At 44.5% G+C, this 19,595-nt stretch carries 16 protein-coding genes; 4 read left to right on the plus strand and 12 right to left on the minus strand.

The window, feature by feature from the left end; translation table 11 throughout:
* Positions 1 to 65: 65 nt before the first annotated feature.
* From AC58U0_RS02380 to AC58U0_RS02410, 7 genes are all read right to left on the minus strand, one after another.
* Entirely contained in the window at positions 66 to 1,412 is a 1,347-nt protein-coding gene (locus tag AC58U0_RS02380) for an ABC transporter substrate-binding protein (protein WP_497377439.1), read from the minus strand.
* A gap of 124 nt (positions 1,413 to 1,536) precedes the next feature.
* Positions 1,537 to 2,364 (minus strand): carbohydrate ABC transporter permease, encoded by an 828-nt coding sequence (locus tag AC58U0_RS02385; protein WP_497377440.1) that lies wholly within the window; start codon positions 2,362 to 2,364, stop codon positions 1,537 to 1,539.
* A gap of 20 nt (positions 2,365 to 2,384) precedes the next feature.
* The gene (locus tag AC58U0_RS02390; RefSeq protein ID WP_497377442.1) at positions 2,385 to 3,329 is read right to left on the minus strand and encodes a carbohydrate ABC transporter permease; all 945 of its coding nucleotides are present in this window, start codon (positions 3,327 to 3,329) and stop codon (positions 2,385 to 2,387) included.
* Positions 3,330 to 3,967: 638 nt separating this feature from the next.
* A complete protein-coding gene (locus tag AC58U0_RS02395) occupies positions 3,968 to 5,413 on the minus strand; it encodes a DEAD/DEAH box helicase (RefSeq protein ID WP_497377443.1) in 1,446 nt (481 codons plus the stop codon).
* Between the two features lie 108 nt (positions 5,414 to 5,521).
* Positions 5,522 to 5,974, minus strand: a complete 453-nt coding sequence (locus AC58U0_RS02400) for a DUF4362 domain-containing protein (protein ID WP_497377444.1) — start codon at positions 5,972 to 5,974, stop codon at positions 5,522 to 5,524.
* A 180-nt stretch (positions 5,975 to 6,154) separates the two neighbouring features.
* Positions 6,155 to 6,787, minus strand: coding sequence for an MSMEG_1061 family FMN-dependent PPOX-type flavoprotein (locus AC58U0_RS02405; protein ID WP_497377446.1), 633 nt, complete (start codon positions 6,785 to 6,787; stop codon positions 6,155 to 6,157).
* A gap of 202 nt (positions 6,788 to 6,989) precedes the next feature.
* Positions 6,990 to 8,216 (minus strand): serine hydrolase domain-containing protein, encoded by a 1,227-nt coding sequence (locus tag AC58U0_RS02410; protein ID WP_497377447.1) that lies wholly within the window; start codon positions 8,214 to 8,216, stop codon positions 6,990 to 6,992.
* A gap of 199 nt (positions 8,217 to 8,415) precedes the next feature.
* Here AC58U0_RS02410 and AC58U0_RS02415 point away from each other — a divergent pair, with 199 nt between their 5' ends.
* On the plus strand, positions 8,416 to 9,003 hold the full coding sequence (locus tag AC58U0_RS02415; protein ID WP_497377449.1) for a P-loop nucleotide/nucleoside kinase family protein: 588 nt from the start codon (positions 8,416 to 8,418) through the stop codon (positions 9,001 to 9,003).
* Positions 9,004 to 9,133: 130 nt separating this feature from the next.
* The gene (locus AC58U0_RS02420; RefSeq protein WP_497377450.1) at positions 9,134 to 10,147 is read left to right on the plus strand and encodes a LacI family DNA-binding transcriptional regulator; all 1,014 of its coding nucleotides are present in this window, start codon (positions 9,134 to 9,136) and stop codon (positions 10,145 to 10,147) included.
* A gap of 139 nt (positions 10,148 to 10,286) precedes the next feature.
* On the opposite strand, the gene AC58U0_RS02425 is transcribed toward AC58U0_RS02420, so the two are convergent.
* Positions 10,287 to 10,511, minus strand: a complete 225-nt coding sequence (locus AC58U0_RS02425) for a hypothetical protein (protein WP_497377451.1) — start codon at positions 10,509 to 10,511, stop codon at positions 10,287 to 10,289.
* 852 nt (positions 10,512 to 11,363) lie between these two features.
* Here AC58U0_RS02425 and AC58U0_RS02430 point away from each other — a divergent pair.
* Positions 11,364 to 12,272 carry an ArsR/SmtB family transcription factor gene (locus tag AC58U0_RS02430; protein WP_497377452.1) on the plus strand — a complete coding sequence of 303 codons (909 nt, stop codon included), beginning with the start codon at positions 11,364 to 11,366 and terminating at the stop codon, positions 12,270 to 12,272.
* Positions 12,273 to 12,723: 451 nt separating this feature from the next.
* On the opposite strand, the gene AC58U0_RS02435 is transcribed toward AC58U0_RS02430, so the two are convergent.
* The 4 genes from AC58U0_RS02435 to AC58U0_RS02450 form a co-directional block, all read right to left on the minus strand.
* Positions 12,724 to 13,905 (minus strand): MGDG synthase family glycosyltransferase, encoded by a 1,182-nt coding sequence (locus tag AC58U0_RS02435; RefSeq protein WP_497377453.1) that lies wholly within the window; start codon positions 13,903 to 13,905, stop codon positions 12,724 to 12,726.
* Complete coding sequence (locus tag AC58U0_RS02440) at positions 13,902 to 14,576, minus strand: phosphatase PAP2 family protein (RefSeq protein WP_497377454.1); 675 nt, start codon at positions 14,574 to 14,576, stop codon at positions 13,902 to 13,904. Before AC58U0_RS02440 ends, AC58U0_RS02435 begins: the two co-directional genes overlap by 4 nt.
* Positions 14,577 to 14,784: 208 nt before the next feature.
* Positions 14,785 to 15,075 carry a hypothetical protein gene (locus tag AC58U0_RS02445; protein ID WP_497377456.1) on the minus strand — a complete coding sequence of 97 codons (291 nt, stop codon included), beginning with the start codon at positions 15,073 to 15,075 and terminating at the stop codon, positions 14,785 to 14,787.
* Positions 15,072 to 17,747: a YhgE/Pip family protein gene (locus AC58U0_RS02450; protein WP_497377457.1), complete on the minus strand. Its 2,676-nt coding sequence runs from the start codon at positions 17,745 to 17,747 to the stop codon at positions 15,072 to 15,074. Before AC58U0_RS02450 ends, AC58U0_RS02445 begins: the two co-directional genes overlap by 4 nt.
* A 578-nt stretch (positions 17,748 to 18,325) precedes the next feature.
* Between AC58U0_RS02450 and AC58U0_RS02455 the strand changes: the two genes are divergently transcribed.
* Positions 18,326 to 19,579, plus strand: a complete 1,254-nt coding sequence (locus AC58U0_RS02455) for an amidohydrolase family protein (RefSeq protein ID WP_497377458.1) — start codon at positions 18,326 to 18,328, stop codon at positions 19,577 to 19,579.
* Positions 19,580 to 19,595 lie beyond the last annotated feature (16 nt).

Raw genomic sequence — 19,595 nt, forward strand, 5'->3', positions numbered from 1 at the left:
GAAAAAGAGGAGCCCTAGGCCTCCTCTTTCAATTATATCAGGAATGGTGCACGGTTCGTTAATTACTACTTGGCATTGCTCTTACGGATATCTTCAATTTTCGTTTTTGCCGTTTGAATCGTCTTCTCCAGATCCTGCTTGCCTGTCAAGAACAGCTCAACTTGCGTTAAGAATTCCTTCTCTTGTTGCAGCGCATATGTTGGAGGAATAACAAGCTTCGTTGCTTTATTTACTTTCAACGTAGCTAGCAATGAATCCTTATCGATCATGGCAGCTTGTTCTGGTTTACCATTTTTCAGAATCGAATCTACATTCTTAGCCAAATCGGCCTTCTTCCAACCAGAGAAGAACAGACCCTGTGTTTGAATTCCTTCGGTCGTATACCATTTCACAAAGTCATATGCCGCCTGCTTATTCTTGGAATTTGCTGCGACACCGACGAAGTCCGCGCCTCCAATCGTTAGACCGTTCGCATCTTTCGCGTCGTACTTCGGATATGGAGCAAACACTGTCTTAAATTTCGCATTCAGCGCCAGTTCTCCTACCATCCAGTTACCTGTTGCTAACATCGCTGTTTTACCAGCATAGAAAACGTCACGGTAAGCCATTTTCTGCGATACAACTTCAAAGTAAGGAACGGATGTTTTGTCCGCATTTTCCATTTTGTTACGTAAATCGAGGGAGAAACGAACCTTTGGATTATCGATATTCTGTGTACCGTCAGGTTTCACTAGGTAAGCGTTATCCGTGTCGCTGTTCAGTGCTAATTCCGCGTATTCTTTCCATGTATGGAAGTAGGATCCGTACTGCTTGGCTGCGCCTTCACCCTTGGTCAATTTCTTAGCATACTCCGCATAATCATCCCAGGTCCACTCTGTTGGCACAGGCAGTTTCGCTTCATCCAATTTATCTTTGTTCAATAGAACAAACCATTCAGCCATTTTACCGGGCAGAGCATAATATTTGCCGTTTACGACTGGATCAAGTTTATATTCATCTTTAACAACAATGTTATCTTTCTTCAAATAATCATCAAGCGGCTCCAAGATACCTGCTCCTATGCGTTGAGCGAATTCGGGTGCGCTTGAGTACATAACAACGTCCATTTGCTCACCGGAAGCGGCTAATAGATCAAGCTTTTTCATCCCTTCTTGGGAATCGCCCTTCTCGGACATGCTTTCATAAACAACTTTTACGTTCGGGTGCGTTTTATTGTAAGCTTCAACAGTCGCGTTCCAGTTCCCTTGAGCCTCGGTGTACCAGCCTTGTACTTTAATTGTAACCGGAGCTTTAGGAGCCGCACTTGCCGCTTCTTTACCTGTATCCGCTGCTGGTGTATCTCCTTTGCCACAGCCTGCTAATGCAGTGCTGATTGCTAGGACACCGCTTAGTACTAATAAACTCTTTTTCATAGGAACCCCTCCAAGTTGTATTCGTTATTTTGAAAACCTTTACATGATCGATCGTAACAAACTTGTTTGGAGCACACGAGGCACTATTTTAACCTCATGCACTCATTTTTTGACCTTTTAACCTTTAGCCTTTAACCCCACCCATCGAGATTCCCTCGATAACTTGTTTTTGACCAATGATGAAAATGATAAGTAAAGGTACGATTGCCGATACAGAAGCAGCCATAATAAGGGAGTAGAACTCTCCATTCAAATCAGCGAAGGATCGGATGCCAAGAGGCAGTGTGAATAAATCTTTCGTTCTTAAGAAAATGAGCGGGTTCTGGTAGTCGTTCCATGTCCAGATAAAACGCAGAATCGCATATGTCGCGATCGCCGGTCGTACAAGCGGTGTACAAATAGAGAAGAAAATTCGAACATGACCCGCTCCATCCATGCGCGCAGACTCGATAAACTCATCATGAATGCCCATATAGAACTGGCGCAGCATGAAAGTCCCGAGAACACTGAAGGAGCCAAGCAAAATTAAACCAAAGTGACTATCGAACAAGCCCATCCAGCGGAACAATAGAAACTGCGGAACGAGTATCGCTTGACTGGGGATCATATAGATCGCCAGCACGAGAATAAAAAGCACATGACGGCCGCGAAACTTGATCTTCGAGAAGGCATAGGCTGCCATGGCAGAAAGCAGGACGGAAAGCGCCGTAGTTAAGACCGAAACCTTGATAGAATTCCAATAATACAAGGAGAACTTCGTCGACCAAACCGCCTTATAATTTTCAATCAAATTCCAATGCTTCGGGATCCACTGAATGGGATATAGAAATACATCTGCTTCCGGCTTCATAGATGCGGATATCATCCATAAGAAGGGAGACATGAACACTATGCCTATGATAAACATGAGGATAGTTAGCAGCGTTTTTTTCACATTTTTAAACTTGTCCATCGGTCACTCCTCCTTCTTCTCTAGTAATTGACCCATCTACGTTGTCCAAACCACTGAACGAGTGTAATCAGGAGGACAAACACCAGCAGCACAATAGCCATAGCGGAGGCATACCCGGATTGTAGATTAACGAAAGCTGTTTCATACAAACGATATACGACTACACTAGTTGAATTCGCAGGACCGCCGCCTGTTAGAACGGAAATAACATCGAACGCTTTAAATGTCCCTATAATGCCTGTTACAAGTAAGAAGAAAGTAGTTGGTGATAGGAGCGGCACGGTTATGCTAAAAAATTGCTTTAACTTGGATGCCCCGTCAATGTCCGCTGCCTCATAAAGATCGTTCGGAATCGACTGAAGACCGGCCATAAATATAATCATGTTATATCCGATACTCACCCAGATCATAAGTCCCATCACACAATATAAAGCAAAATCCGGATCAGCTAGCCATTTGGGCGGATTCGCCATCCCCCAGTCGATTAATATCTGATTAATCGGTCCATAGGTTGGGTGAAATAGCACCTGAAACACGATAGCTACAGCAACAACACTCGAAATATAAGGAATGAAATAAATAACTTTAAATAGGTCTTTAAAATGAATTTTCTTATCGATGATAACCGCCAGAACGAGCGAAGAGATCAAGGTTAACGGCACGACAATCATAAGAATCAGGTTATTTTTAAGGGATAAAAGAAAGACTGAGTCATGAACAAGCTTAACAAAGTTATCTAAGCCGAGAAATTTCACTTTAGAAAATCCGGCAACAAAGTTCCAATTCGTAAAACTTAGAAAAAAGGACGCTACGATTGGAAATAAGGTAAAGATAAACAATCCAAGTATCATGGGACTGACGAATGCGTATCCGACCAGATCCTCTCGCACCTGCTGCATGGACCGCTTCCGCTTCACTTGTACGGATGGAATAGTGCCTGCTTGTGCATGTATTTTGGTAGCCATGAAATTCACCCCACGTCGTGTTTTCTCTAGTCTACCTTGGTGGAGAAGGATCGGTAAGTCAATTAATTGACCCCTTTGGGTAAAATTTTAACCTGTGGGATGCAATTTGGCGGGGATACAAGGATGAATGTCTTACGCTGTTCTAAAGAATGAGCCATTTGTCTCGATCGATGCGGAGCAAGTTAAGTTGCACACTTTAAGCATTATCCAGCAAAGAGCGTAGGCTCCTCCTTCTCCCCCTTTTGGGCTCAAGCCATATTTGATCAATACAATTCTGCTCTGCAAGCAATATTGTATGCTGTACAACAATAAGCTGGCTAATCCGCGTTATCCCTGCGATTGTTGCAGAAAATACAACATTTTCTCCCAAAAGCAGCTTTTTTGAAGGAAATGAGGCTGAATTGTTGTACAGAATACAACATCAGCAACTTAGGGGCGGTGAAACCTCCGAAATTGTTGTACGTTGTACAACTTTCGCTCCTATAGACCGAGATAAGGCCATCGGGCCAGCCTCCCAATCCCCCTTTTCCCCTTGCGCGCGAATTCTGAGAGCGCGTTGTAGCACCGCCGCATGGCGGTGGTCATTCCTCAAACGGCAAAAAATCCGATAAGCCTAAGAGGCTAATCGGATCGTAAATCTACTTATTCGCTTCATGCACCTTGAGCAGCTTGCCTTTAATCGTCGTATTCTTCATGATTTTGAGCACCAGCGGGCCCTTACCATTCAAAATATCCACATACGAAACATTATCCTGAATCGTAATGATACCAATATCGTCAGCCGTCACACCTTCAATTTTGGCCAGAGTTCCCACAAAGTCTACAGCCCGAATCTTTTTCTTTTTGCCACCGTTAAAATAGAGCTTCATGATTCCCTTATTCAGTTGGTCACTTTTATCTCTCTTAATGACAGGTGTGGCCTGCATTTTCTGATCAAAAGCCGGTTGTCCAAGAGCAACCTCTTCCACCGTTGGAGCGTCTTTTCTCGGTATTTCGAATCCTAGATAGCCTTCAATATCAGCTAGAAACTTGTCCTCATTTGGCGTAACAAACGTAATCGCCTTGCCTGTTTTCCCTGCACGTCCGGTTCTTCCGATTCGGTGGACATAGCTTTCTTTTTCAAGCGGAAGATCGTAGTTAATGACATGCGTGATATCCTCCACATCAATCCCTCGCGCCGCGACATCCGTGGCAATTAAGAAACGGAATTCCCCTCTTTTAAAAGCATTCATGACAAGGAATCGATCATCCTGTATCATACCACCGTGGATTTTGTCGCACGGATAGTCTAGCTGATCCAACTGTCTAAATAAGTAGTCGACATGCTCTTGCGTCCGGCAGAAAATGATGCAATTATCGGGATTCTCCACCACGAAAACATCCTTAAGCACATTAAACTTATCGTTTTCACGAACTGTTATGATAGAATGCTCAATCTGAACCTTGGACGCCTCCGGCGTTTGAATCTCAATATCAATAGGGTTATGCATGTATCGATGGCATAATTGTTCCACATCATTCGGGAGAGTTGCCGAAAATAACATCGTCATGCGATCCGTCGGCAGCTCATCAATAATCGCTCCCACCTGCTCAATGAAGCCCATCCGCAGCATCTCATCCGCTTCATCAATGACTAGATATTTCAGCCGTTCCAGGTCCAGCGTCCCTTTCTGAATATGATCAAGCACGCGGCCAGGCGTCCCAACAACAACATGGCACTTCTGGTGCAGCTCAATCTTCTGCTTGGCAAAAGGCTGCTTCCCATACAGAGCCACCGCTTTAATCCGCTTGAATCTCCCGATATTCGTGATATCCTGCTTCACTTGGTCGGCCAACTCTCTCGTCGGTGTCAAAATCAGCGCCTGCGGCCTGTTCTCTTCCCACTCCACCAATTCACAAATCGGTATGCCGAACGCCGCCGTCTTCCCGCTTCCCGTTCGTGACTTAACCGTGAGATCCTTCTCCTGCAGCGCGATAGGAATCACTTCATTCTGCACATCTGTCGGCTGCTCGTATCCTAAGCTTTGAAGCGCCCGTACGATATCTTCACTCAAATTATAATCCGTAAAACTTCTTATCCCCACGAATAAACTCCCCTTCTTCTTGCTGTTCTTCCTATATTACTACATCTTGCCTCGGGAACAAAAAAAAGCCCCTTTGAGGGAGCTTGAAGGATGCAGACCACGAAACAATTATTGCGCTTTAAACATTAAGAAAATTTCATTTTTATCGCCCGAGTGGAAACCAATAATCTCCTTACAACCCGTTAAGATATATTCAAATCCTTTTGTACTGTCCTCTCTCGTTACACTTCTCTTTTCAATATTATTGCACGGGGTTGTATCTTTCCCTTTTTGTTTCCCACCATGTTTATCTCTTGAGTTATCAAAAATATAATTAATTTGCTTCCCATCATAAGAGAGATCGCTCAATATTGGATCCCCTTCCACTGAGTAACTAGTAATTCTAAGTTTAGATGCTTTATGCTTATCAAAATCTGTAATAAAAGAATCAATCTTTTCAAAGTTCGTTGGCCCCAGATGACCTACAATAATATCCCCATTCTTCTTTGCGTCTTGAAGAGTGTATGTATGACAACCTGATAGTACGAATACAGAAAGAATAAGACAAATCATTCTCCTCATGGTTTACCTCAGTTCTATAAATGCATTGTCGCGGGTCTTCAAACTTTCGCAATCTTTATTTCCATACATTTTCCAATCGTTTCTTCGTGAATTCATCCAGCATAGTTCCACCTCATATTATTTTAAATTATCTTCAAAATATATGTTATATTGCTCTATAAACTGAAGCGCTTCTTGAGTTTAATACAGTCTCTTCTCATAGCTCTCTTGTAATCCCTTAGTGATTACTTCAATGGTATATTGTGTTGAATTCACATGTTCTGACAATATTCTTGGAATTGATGGTAAAGAGTCCTCTACTGGCCAAGACTTACTATCCCAAATACCAGAACGTTTGAATGCTTTAGCACAATGAATGAAGCATTCTTCAACTTCTACTCCAATTCCTAATAAAGGGTATTTTTCTTTAGCTCTCATCTGCTTTAGAATTCCTTCATCTTTAATCACAAATGCTCGCCCATTAATTCTTAATGTTTCTTCCAGCCCAGGAATGATAAAGATGATTCCAACATGAGGATTCGATAATATATTTCTTAGTGAATCAATCCTGCGGTTCCCAGGTCTTTCTGGAATAACAAAATATCTTTCATTAAGAACAAGTACCGAACCGGGAGCATCTCCTCTTGGTGAAACATCACAATAACCATGCTCATCTGAAGTCGATAAAAATAATAAAGGTGATAAACCTATTAAATCCTGACAATGTTTATCTAGACTGTTAATTACTTTTTGCTTTACAAGATCACTTGGAAAGCCTATTAGTTCTCTGATTTCATCTTCCGATTTTAAAATTTCCTTAAAAGGAGCTTTCATATATTGTCCTCAATTCTTTTGTAGTTATTAATGCTTATAAATCTGATTTGCACCGATTTCTTATAACTTTTAACCCTAAATTATAAATTCAATTAATTCCATTATATCCCTGAACTTTTACGACTACCACTCACTTAATTTGCAAAAGCAAAAAGGAGCTGCCACGGCAGCTCCTTCATTATTTCTATTATAGCTTTATCTACTACTCTAATCCCAACTTAAAAGCCTCAATAGCCTGACCCAACCCAGCAAAAGCATCCGAATTCTCTTGAATCGGCTTATCCGATCTAATCGCTTGAACCACATGGTTCAGCAGATTTTCCGGCATGTCCACATCCGCCGAATGCGCAGTAGCTGCAACGACTAATTGCAGATCAGGGACAACAAATATGCGTCTTCCGCCTGAACCAGATGCATAGAACACTTCATGCTGCTTTTTGCTTCCTCTGACTAGCCCCTGAGCCAAAGGCTTGGACCACCAATAATAGCCGTAACCGCCTTGTGTACCATTACTGTAATTGAGGAATATGCGCTTAGTCACAGACTCCCGGACCCATGACTTCGGAAAAATGGTCTTGTCTTCCCATTGGCCTTCCTTCAGATACAGATAGCCAATTTTGGCCATGTCTCTTAACGTTAAAGCCAGAGCCCAAGCCCCAATCGTACAGCCGCCAGGATCATGATTCCAGTTTACATCTGTTATGCCTAGCGGCTCGAACAGGCGGGATTTGGCATAGTCAAACATGGACTCACCCGTTACCTTTTGCAGTACAGCAGACAGTAGATGCGCATCACCATTGCTGTAGTTAAATACTGCACCAGGCTGATTCTTAGCCGGACGTTCCAGCACATTTTGCACCCAGTCCGATGAGTACATCATTTCGGTTGAGGATTGTTCATTTTCATTGTTCCACGCTAGCCCCGAGGTCATGTTAAGCAAATGCTTTAACATGATCTTTGACTTCAGCGGATCACTTTCTAACTCAGGAAAAAAAGCAGCAAGCCTCTGATCCAGACTTATCAGCTTACGCTCAGACAAGGCAATACCGATCAAGGCGGACGTCACACTTTTGGTCACGGACTTCACATCTTGCGGCAAATCAGCTTGGGTACTCTCATTATAAGCTTCAGCAACCAAATGTCCGTTACGAATAACCGCCACACTATGTACCTGCTGGTCGCGAAAAACTTCGAGCATTTTGGCTAGCCCAGCCGAGTTCATCCCTTGCGCCTCTGGTGTAGACGTTTTCCAAACTTGGGTAGGCCAATCATTAGCCCTTTTTTCAGAAATACTATCAGAAGTGATGGTCATTTGTGGAATCGATTTGCTCAAAATATGAACTTGTTTATTTTGGGTTCCAGTTGCTGACAAAGAAAGGGCTGCTGTTTTATTTCCACTTCCGACAAGTGGTTTATTTTTATTATTCATCTCTATCTTTCCTTCCAGTATGGTTTTTAGCCCCCTGTGCTATGTATTTTACTTTATAAGTGTGAAGTAAATATGGCTTAAACCTTAATAGAACCTTAATATTAGCTGAACGTTTGCTGAATTTCATGTGATTTGAGCCCCATATGTTACAATATTCGTACAAATCCCCTTAAAGGGAATCATTATTCGGAGGTTAGGCATGCGAAAACTCATATTTTTCATAGGTCCTGCCGGTGCAGGGAAAACGACACTCGCCAAAGCATGGGCACGCAAGCACGGCGGAGCTTTTCTGGATATGGATACGCTTCTCCGACCAGCGGCAGAAGTGATCATGACCCTTGCCGGACAAGACCCGAACGACCGGGATTCCCCCACATACAAGACATACTGTCGCGATTTGGGATACCGCATAACGATGGACGCAGCACTTGAGAATCTCGAGCTAGGATTGGATGCCATAGTAGTCGGACCTTTCACCAAAGAACTGGCAGATCCACTATGGCTGGAAAAGGAACTTTCGAATATTGGTGCTACGATTAACGATGTGTGCGTTAGGGTTGTTTTTGTCTATTTACAAAGCGAGAATGCCTACCAAGAACGGATTCGAACTAGAGGATCCGCTTTGGATGTTTGGAAGCTGGACAACTGGAAGCATTTTAGCCAGTCGCTCGTTCTCAGAGAAATCAAATGGGTAATTGATCCCTCTTCGATTCTCTATTTCGATAATTCAGGGCCGCTTTCATCTGTAAAGTTAGATGTACTTGAGGAATTCATTAATAGAAACTAATGCTCTAGATAACAACATTGACAATGTTTTTTTGTAAAGCAATAAATTAATTGATTTACCTTTACAAATGGACTGCTGTAATTATAGAATACAAACAGGATCTACATACTTCTCAAGGGGCCATACATAAATGAACTCGAAAACCTCCATGCAAGACATTGCCGATAAGTTGGGCATTTCCAAGAATGCCGTCTCCTTGGCTCTTAATAATAAAGCTGGCGTCAGCGAAGAATTACGCTATCGTATTTTCGAAGCAGCTAATCAGTTGAACTACCGAACAGATACAAAAACGAAAAAGAAACGCGGCAACCTGCTCGTCTTAATCCCTGAAAACATTCGGAATGATAAAATCTTCTACTACGAAGTGTTCTGGTCCATAGAAAAAAGAGCCAAAGATAATGGCTACAACGCCATTATCTGCGGTGTCACACAAGAAATGGAGGATCAACTCAACCTGCCGGAGCTTTATCATGAAATAGAGTTTCAAGGCATACTCCTAGTTGGTGTTCTTCACCTTAATTATGTTCGAATGCTTTTTGACTTGGGGATTCCCCTCGTTACGGTGGATCACTATTACGACAGCTTACAGCTTGACGCCGTTGTGACAGCGAATGCCGAGGAGGCTTACAAAATCGTCACCCATCTTATTGACAATGGTCACAAAGAGATTGGTTTTATCGGTGCGATTAGTACGTCGAAGAGCTTCAAAGAACGCTGGTCCGGGTACCAAAATGCTATGTCCGATGCAGAGCTGGCAATCGATATGAATCACCGTATCGTCAATCTCTCACCGCTGGAGGAGCAAAATTCCACCCCTGCCCAGTTAGCAGATCATCTCGATGCGATGACTTCCATGCCAACAGCCTGGTTTTGTGCGGATGATCGCATTGCGATTTCCTTCATCCAGACCCTTATTTCCAAAGGCTACAAGGTGCCAGAGGATATCTCTGTTGTTGGGTTTGGCGACATTGAAGCAGCTCAAATGATCGCTCCTCGCTTAACGACGATCCAGGTGCAGAGGGAACAGCTCGGCTATGAAGCCGTGGATTTTCTCATTCGCAAAATTGACTTCGGCGGAAGCCCTGCGAAGATTTCCATCTATGGAAAACTCATTGAGCGCGATTCTTGTAAAGCGCTGGGATAGAAAATTAAAAAGATACCCTGTTAGTGAATACTTACACTCTCTGCAAGAGTCTTTTCACTTATCTACAAGAAAATGTTATAATGTTTGCTAGACGAAGAACGTCCTTGAGCCATGTGGCGCAAGGGCGTTTTTTATTCTTTTATAAGGAGGCGTTTACCTCACCCCATTCGGTCGTTTTGACATTGAGTGCGACGGCTATCAAAGCCATATCAAAGATATGGACCGCGAGAAATTCAGTTACGCTCTGAACCGAGATACATTCCTTACTGGAATGGGGTGGACAATGATTCATTTCTCCTTCGACGATATCCAGAACCGGCCCGAAGTATGCCGGATGCTGCTCCAGCTGGTCATCGGCCCCCATCTCCTCCGCAATTTAGCAGCCACTTCCATCTCTCCAGAAGAAAAGGAAGTCCTTAGGTTAGCAGTAAACCTAGGCAAGCCGATTCGTCCCAAAGACATCATCCTGAATAGTGACGTAAATTTTCGTACAGCACGTAAATGGCTATATTGTTTAGTCGAAAAGGGCCTCCTGCGCTCAATAACAGGCGGTAAATATACCTGTTACTATAAGCTGAAGGAGGGAGCGTGGCAGAATTTGATTTAGTCGCTTAAGTCTGATGCATTCGTACTTAGCAATGATGCACAGACTCAACAAGTATTCGTCTCATTTCCACTACTCGGTCTCACTGTCGGGTATCAACCACCAGTTGGGGACAATGATATTGAGCATCCGCTGCTCAAACACACATCAATTCGGATAACTTTACTTAGCATCTAGCAGTTGGGTTTCCACCACCAGTTTGGACCCGATAATTGATTTCCGAGTTCACGATAGTCCAAGTTGTATTTAGTGCAACAATACATCTGCCTCACGCCACTGTAGCTTGCAACTGTTGTATTTCGTACAACAATTTGAGCTTAAGTCGCCTATTTCTGAGCGATTCCCACCAAATTGTTTTATGCAGTACAACAAAAAGCCAATTTGTCCAAGGAAACCGGCGAATTGTTGCACAAAATACATCATTCTGGCGAGTGGAAGGATCTGAGTTAGGCATCGGAATTGAGCAAAACGTCGCAGTACTCTGCTAAGACCCACGAAATGCAACAATGTAGTGCAAGTTGAGTAGAACACGCTGTTTAAATACTGTTTTAACGTTGTTTAATTAACCTTCAAGTTATACAATGAATAAAAACATAAGAATGAGGTTCCACTATGCAAATAGAGGTTTCGACCAAAAATATGTACTTCCTAGAATGTTTCTCCTCGGAGACGCGAGTGAAAATCATTGAGCTGCTGGGTGAAGAACCTTTGAACATCAAGCAATTATCACAGCGCCTGGAGATTTCATCCGCTATTGTGACTAAGCATATACAGAAGCTAGAACAAGCCGGAATTGTTACGTCCGAAAGTATGACAGGTGTTCGTGGGACACAGAAAGTATGTTATCTACAGCTCGAGCTTGCGACACTTCAGTTCAAAGCAAAGAGACCATATGAACATCCGACAAATACGATTTCAATTCCGGTTGGCCAATACTCATCTTTCGAAGTGAGGCCTACGTGTGGCCTGGCTTCGCCTACGCAAATCATTGGTGTCATTGATGACCCCAGATATTTCGCGGACCCCCAGCATGTGCATGCCGGCATCCTCTGGTTCGGGAGCGGCTATGTCGAATATAGAATTCCTAACTTTTTTCACAGCAATCAGAAGCTTCGCTCGATGGAAATTTCTTTTGAAATCTGTTCGGAGGCCCCGGGGTTTAACGAGAATTGGCCATCCGATATTTCTTTTTTTATCAACGAAACTCCCCTAGGTCAGTGGACGAGTCCTGGTGATTTTGGCAAGCAAAGAGGCGTGCTATCCCCGGATTGGTGGGGAAATGGTTTCACTCAGCACGGTCTTTTGAAAATCATCACCGTCAATCCGCAAGGCTCTTTCTTGGACGGAACGAAGATTTCTGACATTACCATCCAAGACTTAAATATTTCTTTTGCAAAAGACATCCAATTTCGAATTGCATCCTTAGAAGACTCAACAAACTGCGGCGGCATCACTTTGTTCGGCAAGCAATTTGGAAATTACGAGCAAGACATCGTGGTCACGATGCATGAGGATAAATAGGATCGTATAGTTTATGAGCCTCAAGTGCGCGGCGTTGGGCCGTGGTACTGGCCACGGTACTGGCCACGGTACTGCCCTGGTACCGGCCGTGGTGCCAGACACGGCACTGGCCTTAGCGCCGGTCATGGTTCCGGACGTGGTACTGGCAATGGCGCCGACCTCGGGGCTGGCCACGGTCCGGCGCGAAGCGCAAGTAGCGGCAGCAGCCAACCGTCCATTTTCACTGGGTTTCCCACTTACGTTGACAACAACGGCTTGTCAAGTAAATCCCCTATCTACAGATTTAAACCAGAAAAATCTCCGCAATCCTCAAATTGACACCAAACTTGACAGCAAAAAAGCACCTGTACATTTTGAGCCAAAGTACGGTGCTTTTCGAAGGGGAAAAAGAGGGACAAAGGGACTCCCAAAACAATACTAACTTTACATTCGTTGTTGATGGCCCAATGCATCACACATTTGCATAGGCTAGCTGCAGGCCATCTAGTGCAGGGATGAAATGGTGGTGAGTATCCAATATCGCATTCAGCGCGTGAAGAGCATCTGGGTTCTGCTGACTAAGCTTGGCATTCTTTTTAAGTCTTACTAGCAAAGACTGGTTGGCGATAACCTCAAGCAACTGTCTTTTCAGCTCCACGGCATTCTTCACTTCAATCGCCGCTCCAAGGCCAACAAGAAATGCCGCATTATCCTGCTCTTGACCAGGTATCGGCTTGTACAGCATCATCGGTAGCTCGAGTGCGAGCGCCTCAGATACGGTGAGTCCTCCCGGCTTCGTTACGATCAGATCGGATAAAGCCATCAGCTCGTGGACATGGTCCACGAATCCTGTTACCATCACGCGATGACGCGTTTTTTCGCCCCCTAACTCCTCCTCTAACTGCTGTTTCAGCTTCTCGTTGCGTCCGCATACGAATACAAACTGCACCGGCACCGCCAAATCATCTGATTGCAGCACAGACTTGAACTGCTTGCCAATCAAACCATGCCCGCCGCCCATTACCAGTACAGTAGGCATATCACGATGCAAACCATGCTTATCACGAAGCTCGTTACGATCATACGTTTGTGTGAAAGGCCTTCGAATCGGAATACCCGTCACCATAATACGTTGTTCCGGAATCCGGTAACGCAGAAGTGATTGCTTCACATGCTCGGCACCAACCAGATAACGATCCGTACCGGGATGAACCCAGTAACTGTGATCTGTATAATCGGTCATCACTGTCACAGTAGGCACCGTGGTCAGTCCATTACATTTTAAGTACGACATCGCCGCTGCCGCTCCTGGAAAGGTGCACACCACTTCCGTCGGCTCCTCTTCGTCCAGCAGTTCCAGCATCCTATCGGTGCTGAACGATTTCATCTTTTTGAACATATGGGACAATGTATTATCCTCTCGCGTCTTGCGGTACAAATACCCGTAAACCGAAGGCAGACTTTTCACCCACTGCATATAGCAGTATTTGCCCACCGAATGCAGGTAAGGATGCGTCCACTCTAGGAAATCAACCACTTTCACGTCCACATCCGGTTTATAAAACCGTGCAGCTTCCAGAATCGCTTGCGCTGCTTTATTATGCCCGTCCCCTAGGCTGCCTGTTAGGATTAATAGTTTGTCCCTACGTTTCATCTTCTAAGTCCCCCTTCTAACTTTCGCTGCTGCGTATTCACAGCCACCGAATCTTTCAGCAAACTAATTCTAAAACGTTCCACAACGTACACGACACCCTCTGAAACCAGTACAGCACCTACGATATCCAGAAGAACATGCTGCTTTACGAGCAGCGTCGATACAATAATGAGCAGTGACATGCTCGTAACAGCTATTTTATAGGGCCAAAATATAGTTGTTGATCTTAAATAGGCTTTCATCATTAAATACGAAGTTAACACATGCGTACTTGGGAAACAGTTAAACGGTTGATCTGAGCGATACACCCACTGTACCATCCGCAGCAGCCAATCGCTTCCGGTTAGCTCCGGCCGAGGAACAGTCGTCTGATATATAGCATATACCCCATAGCACAGGAGAAGACCCATTATGAACTGAAAAAGTGTTTTATAGTACATGCTGCGATCCTTATAAGCCAAATATAAGAACCCAACCAACAGAAACCCATACCAAGACAGGTAAGGTATAACGAAGCTCTTCATAAACGGAATTTGCCGATCCAAATCAGTAACTAGGCTGTAAGCCACCCCGTCCGCCTGATTCAGATGAATGTAGATGAGACCCACTAGGGGGATCAATAGCAAGCCGCTGCAAGCCATTATATACGACCACCACGAAGTTTTTTTCACATCAATTCCTCGCTCTCCTTTACGTTATCTTCATTATAAAAGAGATCTACTAACTTCTTAACGCACTAAGGTACTGTCTTTCGTTAGCCAAAGGTCGCGAAAAAACCTAGACCAAAGTCTAAGTTCTATTTTTGCAAAAAGGAAAAATGCACAGAAAAGACCTGTGACTATGCACAAGTCTGAAAAGGCTAGTGAAGCAAGTAAATGCTTATTTATTTCTGTTAAATCGTTTCCTATAACGTAGAATTCTATATAAGATAGCCCCGATCAAACCAACAAAGATGGCGATGATAATCCAGCGATTGGACGTATTGTCTCCTAAGAAAGATTCTGTTGTAGCAATAGCCTCATTCAAGGGGACCTCTTTATCTTTCAAGTAGTCGAGCTCTTTGGATGCGTCGGCAAGCTTTTTGGAAGGTGCGCAAAGCGGGTTTACCCATTCATCCCCTTTCTTTTTTAGAAAAAGATAGCGCACGCTCAGCCGTCTAACTATCTTCATGAAATCAGCTTCGTCTGCTTCGCTTTTTCCGCAACTTTCTTCGTATAGCCGCTAAGCGGCTTTTTCAGCGCCAGAGCAATGACGTAGCAAATCGCAATGAACACGCAGAGGTAGAACACATCCCTAAGCACCACGGAGAGCAGCATGCCTCCAACCGCCTCGCGCATGACACCTACCGCATAAGTGAACGGCACGAGCGGGTTAAGTTTTTGGAAAAAAGGCGATGCTGTGCTAACCGGAAAAGTTCCTCCAGAGCTGGAAAACTGAAGCACAAGGAAGATGATCGCAATTCCTTTGCCAATGTTCCCGAATACGGAGACCAATGTATACGTGATGGTTATGAACACTTTGCTGATGAGAATGGCAAAGATAATGAACCAAAACTTATCCACAACATATGTGCCCAGGAGGTACATATCGCCGAGCGTGACGATAATGGCTTGGAGACATCCAACCGTCAGAAAGATGAGCATACGTCCAAAGTAGATATGGTGCGGCTTCAGCAGGCCGTCCGGGTTATCCACATCTACTCGCATCATCGAAACAAGCAGCATAGCGCCTACCCACAGGGATAGCGTTGTATAAAAGGGCGACATCGCCGAACCATAGTTCGGAATAGGGAAGCGCCTATCTTCTTTAATCAGCACAGGATTCGCGAGGAAATCGCTTTGCTTCTGAATATCATTTTGCAGCAGTCGCAGAATTTCTTCGATACTACCCCCGCCTTCTACCTTACGGATTTGATCCGCAGCCTTGCGGACTGCCACCTCAAATGCTGGCAGATCGTTGCGCACAAGGTTGGCCGCTAAATGAACGGCACTCTCGACCTCCGGAAATTTCGTCTGGTACAGATCAGATAATTTACGGATTTCATCCTCAGCTGCCGGCAAATCATTGCGCACAAAGTCTGCTGCCTCATGCAGCTTTTGCTCGACTTTGGGAAGATCATTGCGAACGAACGGCGCGGCTTCATTGATTGCGTTGGTGAACTCATTCATTTTGGTCTGAAGGGTCGTTGACGCTTCATGTACCTTCGCGCGGATATTCGGCAGATCCTTTTGCAGCATATCGAGCTGAGTTTGTGCGAAATGAATGCCGCTCTGCGCGTCCACTAAGATCTCTTTGATGTTCGGCAATTGGGACTGCAGTGTCTGCAGCACAGCAGCTGAATTTTGGGCGATAGATTTCATCTGATCCAGTGCTTTGGTGATGTTAGGAACAATTTCCGAGTCATAGCGCGACAAGATATTGCCTAATGCGCTGCTCGCCTCTTTGGACAATGTGTTCAAATTATCCACAAGGTCTTTCGCAGGCTTCTCCCCGCGCTGAATGGCCGATTGGATCTTACTTAACGTTTGAAGTTGGTTATTGAACTTGGTTTTAACACTGTTCAAACGGTCTATGGAATCGGTAAGCGGGCCATTCGGTAAGTAAGTGTTCAAACGCGTAAGCAGGTCAACTGTTCGGTCGATGACTGCCACTCCCGCAGTAAGGCGATCCGTGAGCAGCCCTATAGCAGCCAAAGCTTTCTGCGGATCAAGATTAGCATCCTGGAGCAAGCCAGTAAGCTGAGTTACCGCATCGGCAGTTTGCTGAAGCAAGATCAAATTCTGCTTCACGACAGGGATAAGCGCTTGGAACGCCGCATCATTATTTTGTAAAAAGCTGGCCAATTGGGTTGCAAACGCACCACCTTGCGCAGCAATGGCCTCTATTTTAGGCAGAGTGTTTAACGCCGCGGTAACTATTTCGTCCGCCTTGCGTGATTTATCAATCGCTGTGTTTAGAGCCTCTTCGACCTTGCCGAAGTTCTGATCCAGTTCTGCGATACGATCAGCGGCCCGCTGGATCTCCGGCAGTTTCTGCTGAATGACCAGTACTTCTTGCGCAGCAGATTCAATCTTTGGCCATCGCTCTTCAATTTTTAGAATCGTATCTCCGGCTCGATCTATTTCGGGAATCCGTTTCTCTAGCTCAACGATTTTCTGCCCCTTCTCCTTGATTTCGGGCAGCTTCTGCTCAATCTCAAGCGCCTTATCTCCCATAGCTGTAATCTCCGGCAAGCGCTTTTCCAACTCAAAGATCCTTGACTCCATATTCCGAATTGTCGGCAGCTCTTTCTCCAAATCGATACCGAGCTCTTTCATTCGCGTCAAAACAGACGTGCTCACCGTTTTAATAAAATTTTCGCTGATTTGCGCAGTCACACTGGAAGCGCCTTTGCTCGTAATTTTGGGCGCAACCGCATTGATTTTCTCATTTACTGTATATAAAATCTCCGGCTTTTCCATCGATCCATCCACAATACTCGTTATTTTTCGCGAAAAATCGTCCGGAATGATCAAACTTGCGTAATAATCCCCTCGCTCAACACCGTTCAGAGCCTCCTGCTCGTTCACAAACGTCCAACCTAGGGAATGATTATTTTTCAAATTATCCACAACTTCATTACCGATATTAATGGATTTATCCTCGACAACTGCCCCTTGGTCTTTGCTTGTTACAGCAATTTTGATACCAGACGTATTGGCATAGGGATCCCACATCGCCTCTAGATTAATCCAGGCATACACAGACGGTAAAATGGATAGTGCAATCATAAGAAAAAGACCTGTGGGCACTTTCCACAAGTTCCTAAGATCCGTTAAATAAATGCTCAAAATTTTCTTCATAATACCTCCACAACTTTTTAACCATATGGTAGTTAATGTAACCTTGCACCTAAGTTACCATACACCTACTTGCCATACAAGGGAAAACCATCCAAGAAAATACCCTGAATCCGCTCAATAGCGTCAATTTGCAGGAGTTCTTCTCCGTGTTAGAAGCCGTCTTAGCTGTGGGTAACTTGTCCTGTGGATATGTGCATAGAATGTCTGATTTATTATACACAGCCTGCTCTGTGGACATGTTGATATTGTGGGTAACTTTGTGGATAAGCTCGAAATGATCAGCATGAAGCCGTAAAAAGAGGGACAAAGAACTGAGGTCAGATTGCAGGTTGGAAAGATGACGGTTTGAAGAACAGAATTCCCGTAAGAGAGCTCTATTTTAAAACGAGAAAAGAGGGATGATATGTGAGTTATTCCTACATTCAAATTTACAAAATCACAATTTCAGGACTTATTTTATTAAAATATACAATTATCCTGACATTAAATTGACCTATTTCACATAACGGACCTATAATTCACTTAACAAATCAATTTTAAACGTTAGATTAATTAACACAGTCACGAGGTGAAGCGGCATGGAGCCAGATTTGATCATCCAAGGTTTCTCTAATCCTCATTTCAGCACATTCATGGATGTCGGTATTCAATCGGGAAGGATTGTTTTCCTGAGTGAGCATCAGCCTGACTCCTACCGCGGAGGAAACATCATAGAAGCACACGGACGCGTACTACTCCCTGGATTCATAGAACCGCACATCCATCTGGATAAAGCTTTTTTGTTAAATCAAATGAAAGATGAAGCCCTCACGATACAGGAAGCCATGGCATCGACCTTGGAGCTGAAACGCACGTTCACGAAAGAAGATATTGAGACACGCTCTGTACAAGTGATTCAACAAGCGATAGCTCACGGTGTAACACACATGCGTTGTCACGTAGAGATTGACCCTATCGTTAACCTCATCGGCCTCGAAGTCATGTTGGAGCTGAAAGAGCGTTATCACGACGCCCTAACCTTACAGATCGTCGCTTTTCCTCAAGAAGGTATCATTAAACAGCCAGGTACAGAAGAACTGTTGAGAACAGCCTTACAGGATGGAGCCGATGTGGTCGGCGGCATTACGTACCAAGATCCGGATCTCGAAAAACATCTGAGTATTGTTTTCAACTTAGCTCATACCTTCAATAAGCCTCTGGATTTGCACGTGGATTTCTCCGACGACCCGCAGATGCTGGCGATTCTCACGATCATTCGAATGACGCACGAGTACGGCATGCAGGGGCGCGTCAGCGTTGGACACCTCACATCTCTAGGATCCCTCCCTTACGAGCAAGCCAAAGAAATTTGCAAGTCAATTGCAGATGCCGGTATTCACGTCATGTGTTTGCCAGCAACAGATCTCTATTTAAACGGCCGAGGTGACGATCATCGCCCCCGCCGCGGATTAACTCCTGTCTCCTTACTATTAGAGCAAGGCGCTAATGTCATCTTTGGAAGCAATAATATTCAAAACCCTTTCACCCCCTTCGGCACCGCGGACCCCCTGGATACAGGACTACTTCTCGCCCAAACCGCCTACATGGGTTCCAAACAGGACGTGATCACGATCGCCCAGATGGCAACAACTCGCGCCGCACAAGCCCTTTTGATCGATGATTATGGCTTAAAAGTTGGTGCATACGCAGATCTTGTCTTATGTGATGCATTTGACCTACGAAGTGTTGTCTACGAACGCGCCCCTAGGCGGTACGTATGGAAGAAAGGCAAGCTGGTCGCTTCCACTGTGAAGCAAACAACCTTTTACCATGAGAATGCGGCCCTTTATTAAAGAAAGGTGGGATCCT

Source organism: Paenibacillus sp. J31P190, assembly GCF_059692075.1.

Excerpts from the sequence above, each read along its gene's own strand:
- AC58U0_RS02380 (WP_497377439.1), bottom strand. The coding sequence starts at position 1,412 with ATGAAAAAGAGTTTATTAGTACTAAGCGGTGTCCTAGCAATCAGCACT.
- AC58U0_RS02385 (WP_497377440.1), bottom strand. The coding sequence starts at position 2,364 with ATGGACAAGTTTAAAAATGTGAAAAAAACGCTGCTAACTATCCTCATG.
- AC58U0_RS02390 (WP_497377442.1), bottom strand. The coding sequence starts at position 3,329 with ATGGCTACCAAAATACATGCACAAGCAGGCACTATTCCATCCGTACAA.
- AC58U0_RS02400 (WP_497377444.1), bottom strand. The coding sequence starts at position 5,974 with ATGAGGAGAATGATTTGTCTTATTCTTTCTGTATTCGTACTATCAGGT.
- AC58U0_RS02405 (WP_497377446.1), bottom strand. The coding sequence starts at position 6,787 with ATGAAAGCTCCTTTTAAGGAAATTTTAAAATCGGAAGATGAAATCAGA.
- AC58U0_RS02410 (WP_497377447.1), bottom strand. The coding sequence starts at position 8,216 with ATGAATAATAAAAATAAACCACTTGTCGGAAGTGGAAATAAAACAGCA.
- AC58U0_RS02415 (WP_497377449.1), top strand. The coding sequence starts at position 8,416 with ATGCGAAAACTCATATTTTTCATAGGTCCTGCCGGTGCAGGGAAAACG.
- AC58U0_RS02420 (WP_497377450.1), top strand. The coding sequence starts at position 9,134 with ATGAACTCGAAAACCTCCATGCAAGACATTGCCGATAAGTTGGGCATT.
- AC58U0_RS02425 (WP_497377451.1), bottom strand. The coding sequence starts at position 10,511 with ATGGGGGCCGATGACCAGCTGGAGCAGCATCCGGCATACTTCGGGCCG.
- AC58U0_RS02430 (WP_497377452.1), top strand. The coding sequence starts at position 11,364 with ATGCAAATAGAGGTTTCGACCAAAAATATGTACTTCCTAGAATGTTTC.
- AC58U0_RS02435 (WP_497377453.1), bottom strand. The coding sequence starts at position 13,905 with ATGAAACGTAGGGACAAACTATTAATCCTAACAGGCAGCCTAGGGGAC.
- AC58U0_RS02445 (WP_497377456.1), bottom strand. The coding sequence starts at position 15,075 with ATGAAGATAGTTAGACGGCTGAGCGTGCGCTATCTTTTTCTAAAAAAG.
- AC58U0_RS02450 (WP_497377457.1), bottom strand. The coding sequence starts at position 17,747 with ATGAAGAAAATTTTGAGCATTTATTTAACGGATCTTAGGAACTTGTGG.
- AC58U0_RS02455 (WP_497377458.1), top strand. The coding sequence starts at position 18,326 with ATGGAGCCAGATTTGATCATCCAAGGTTTCTCTAATCCTCATTTCAGC.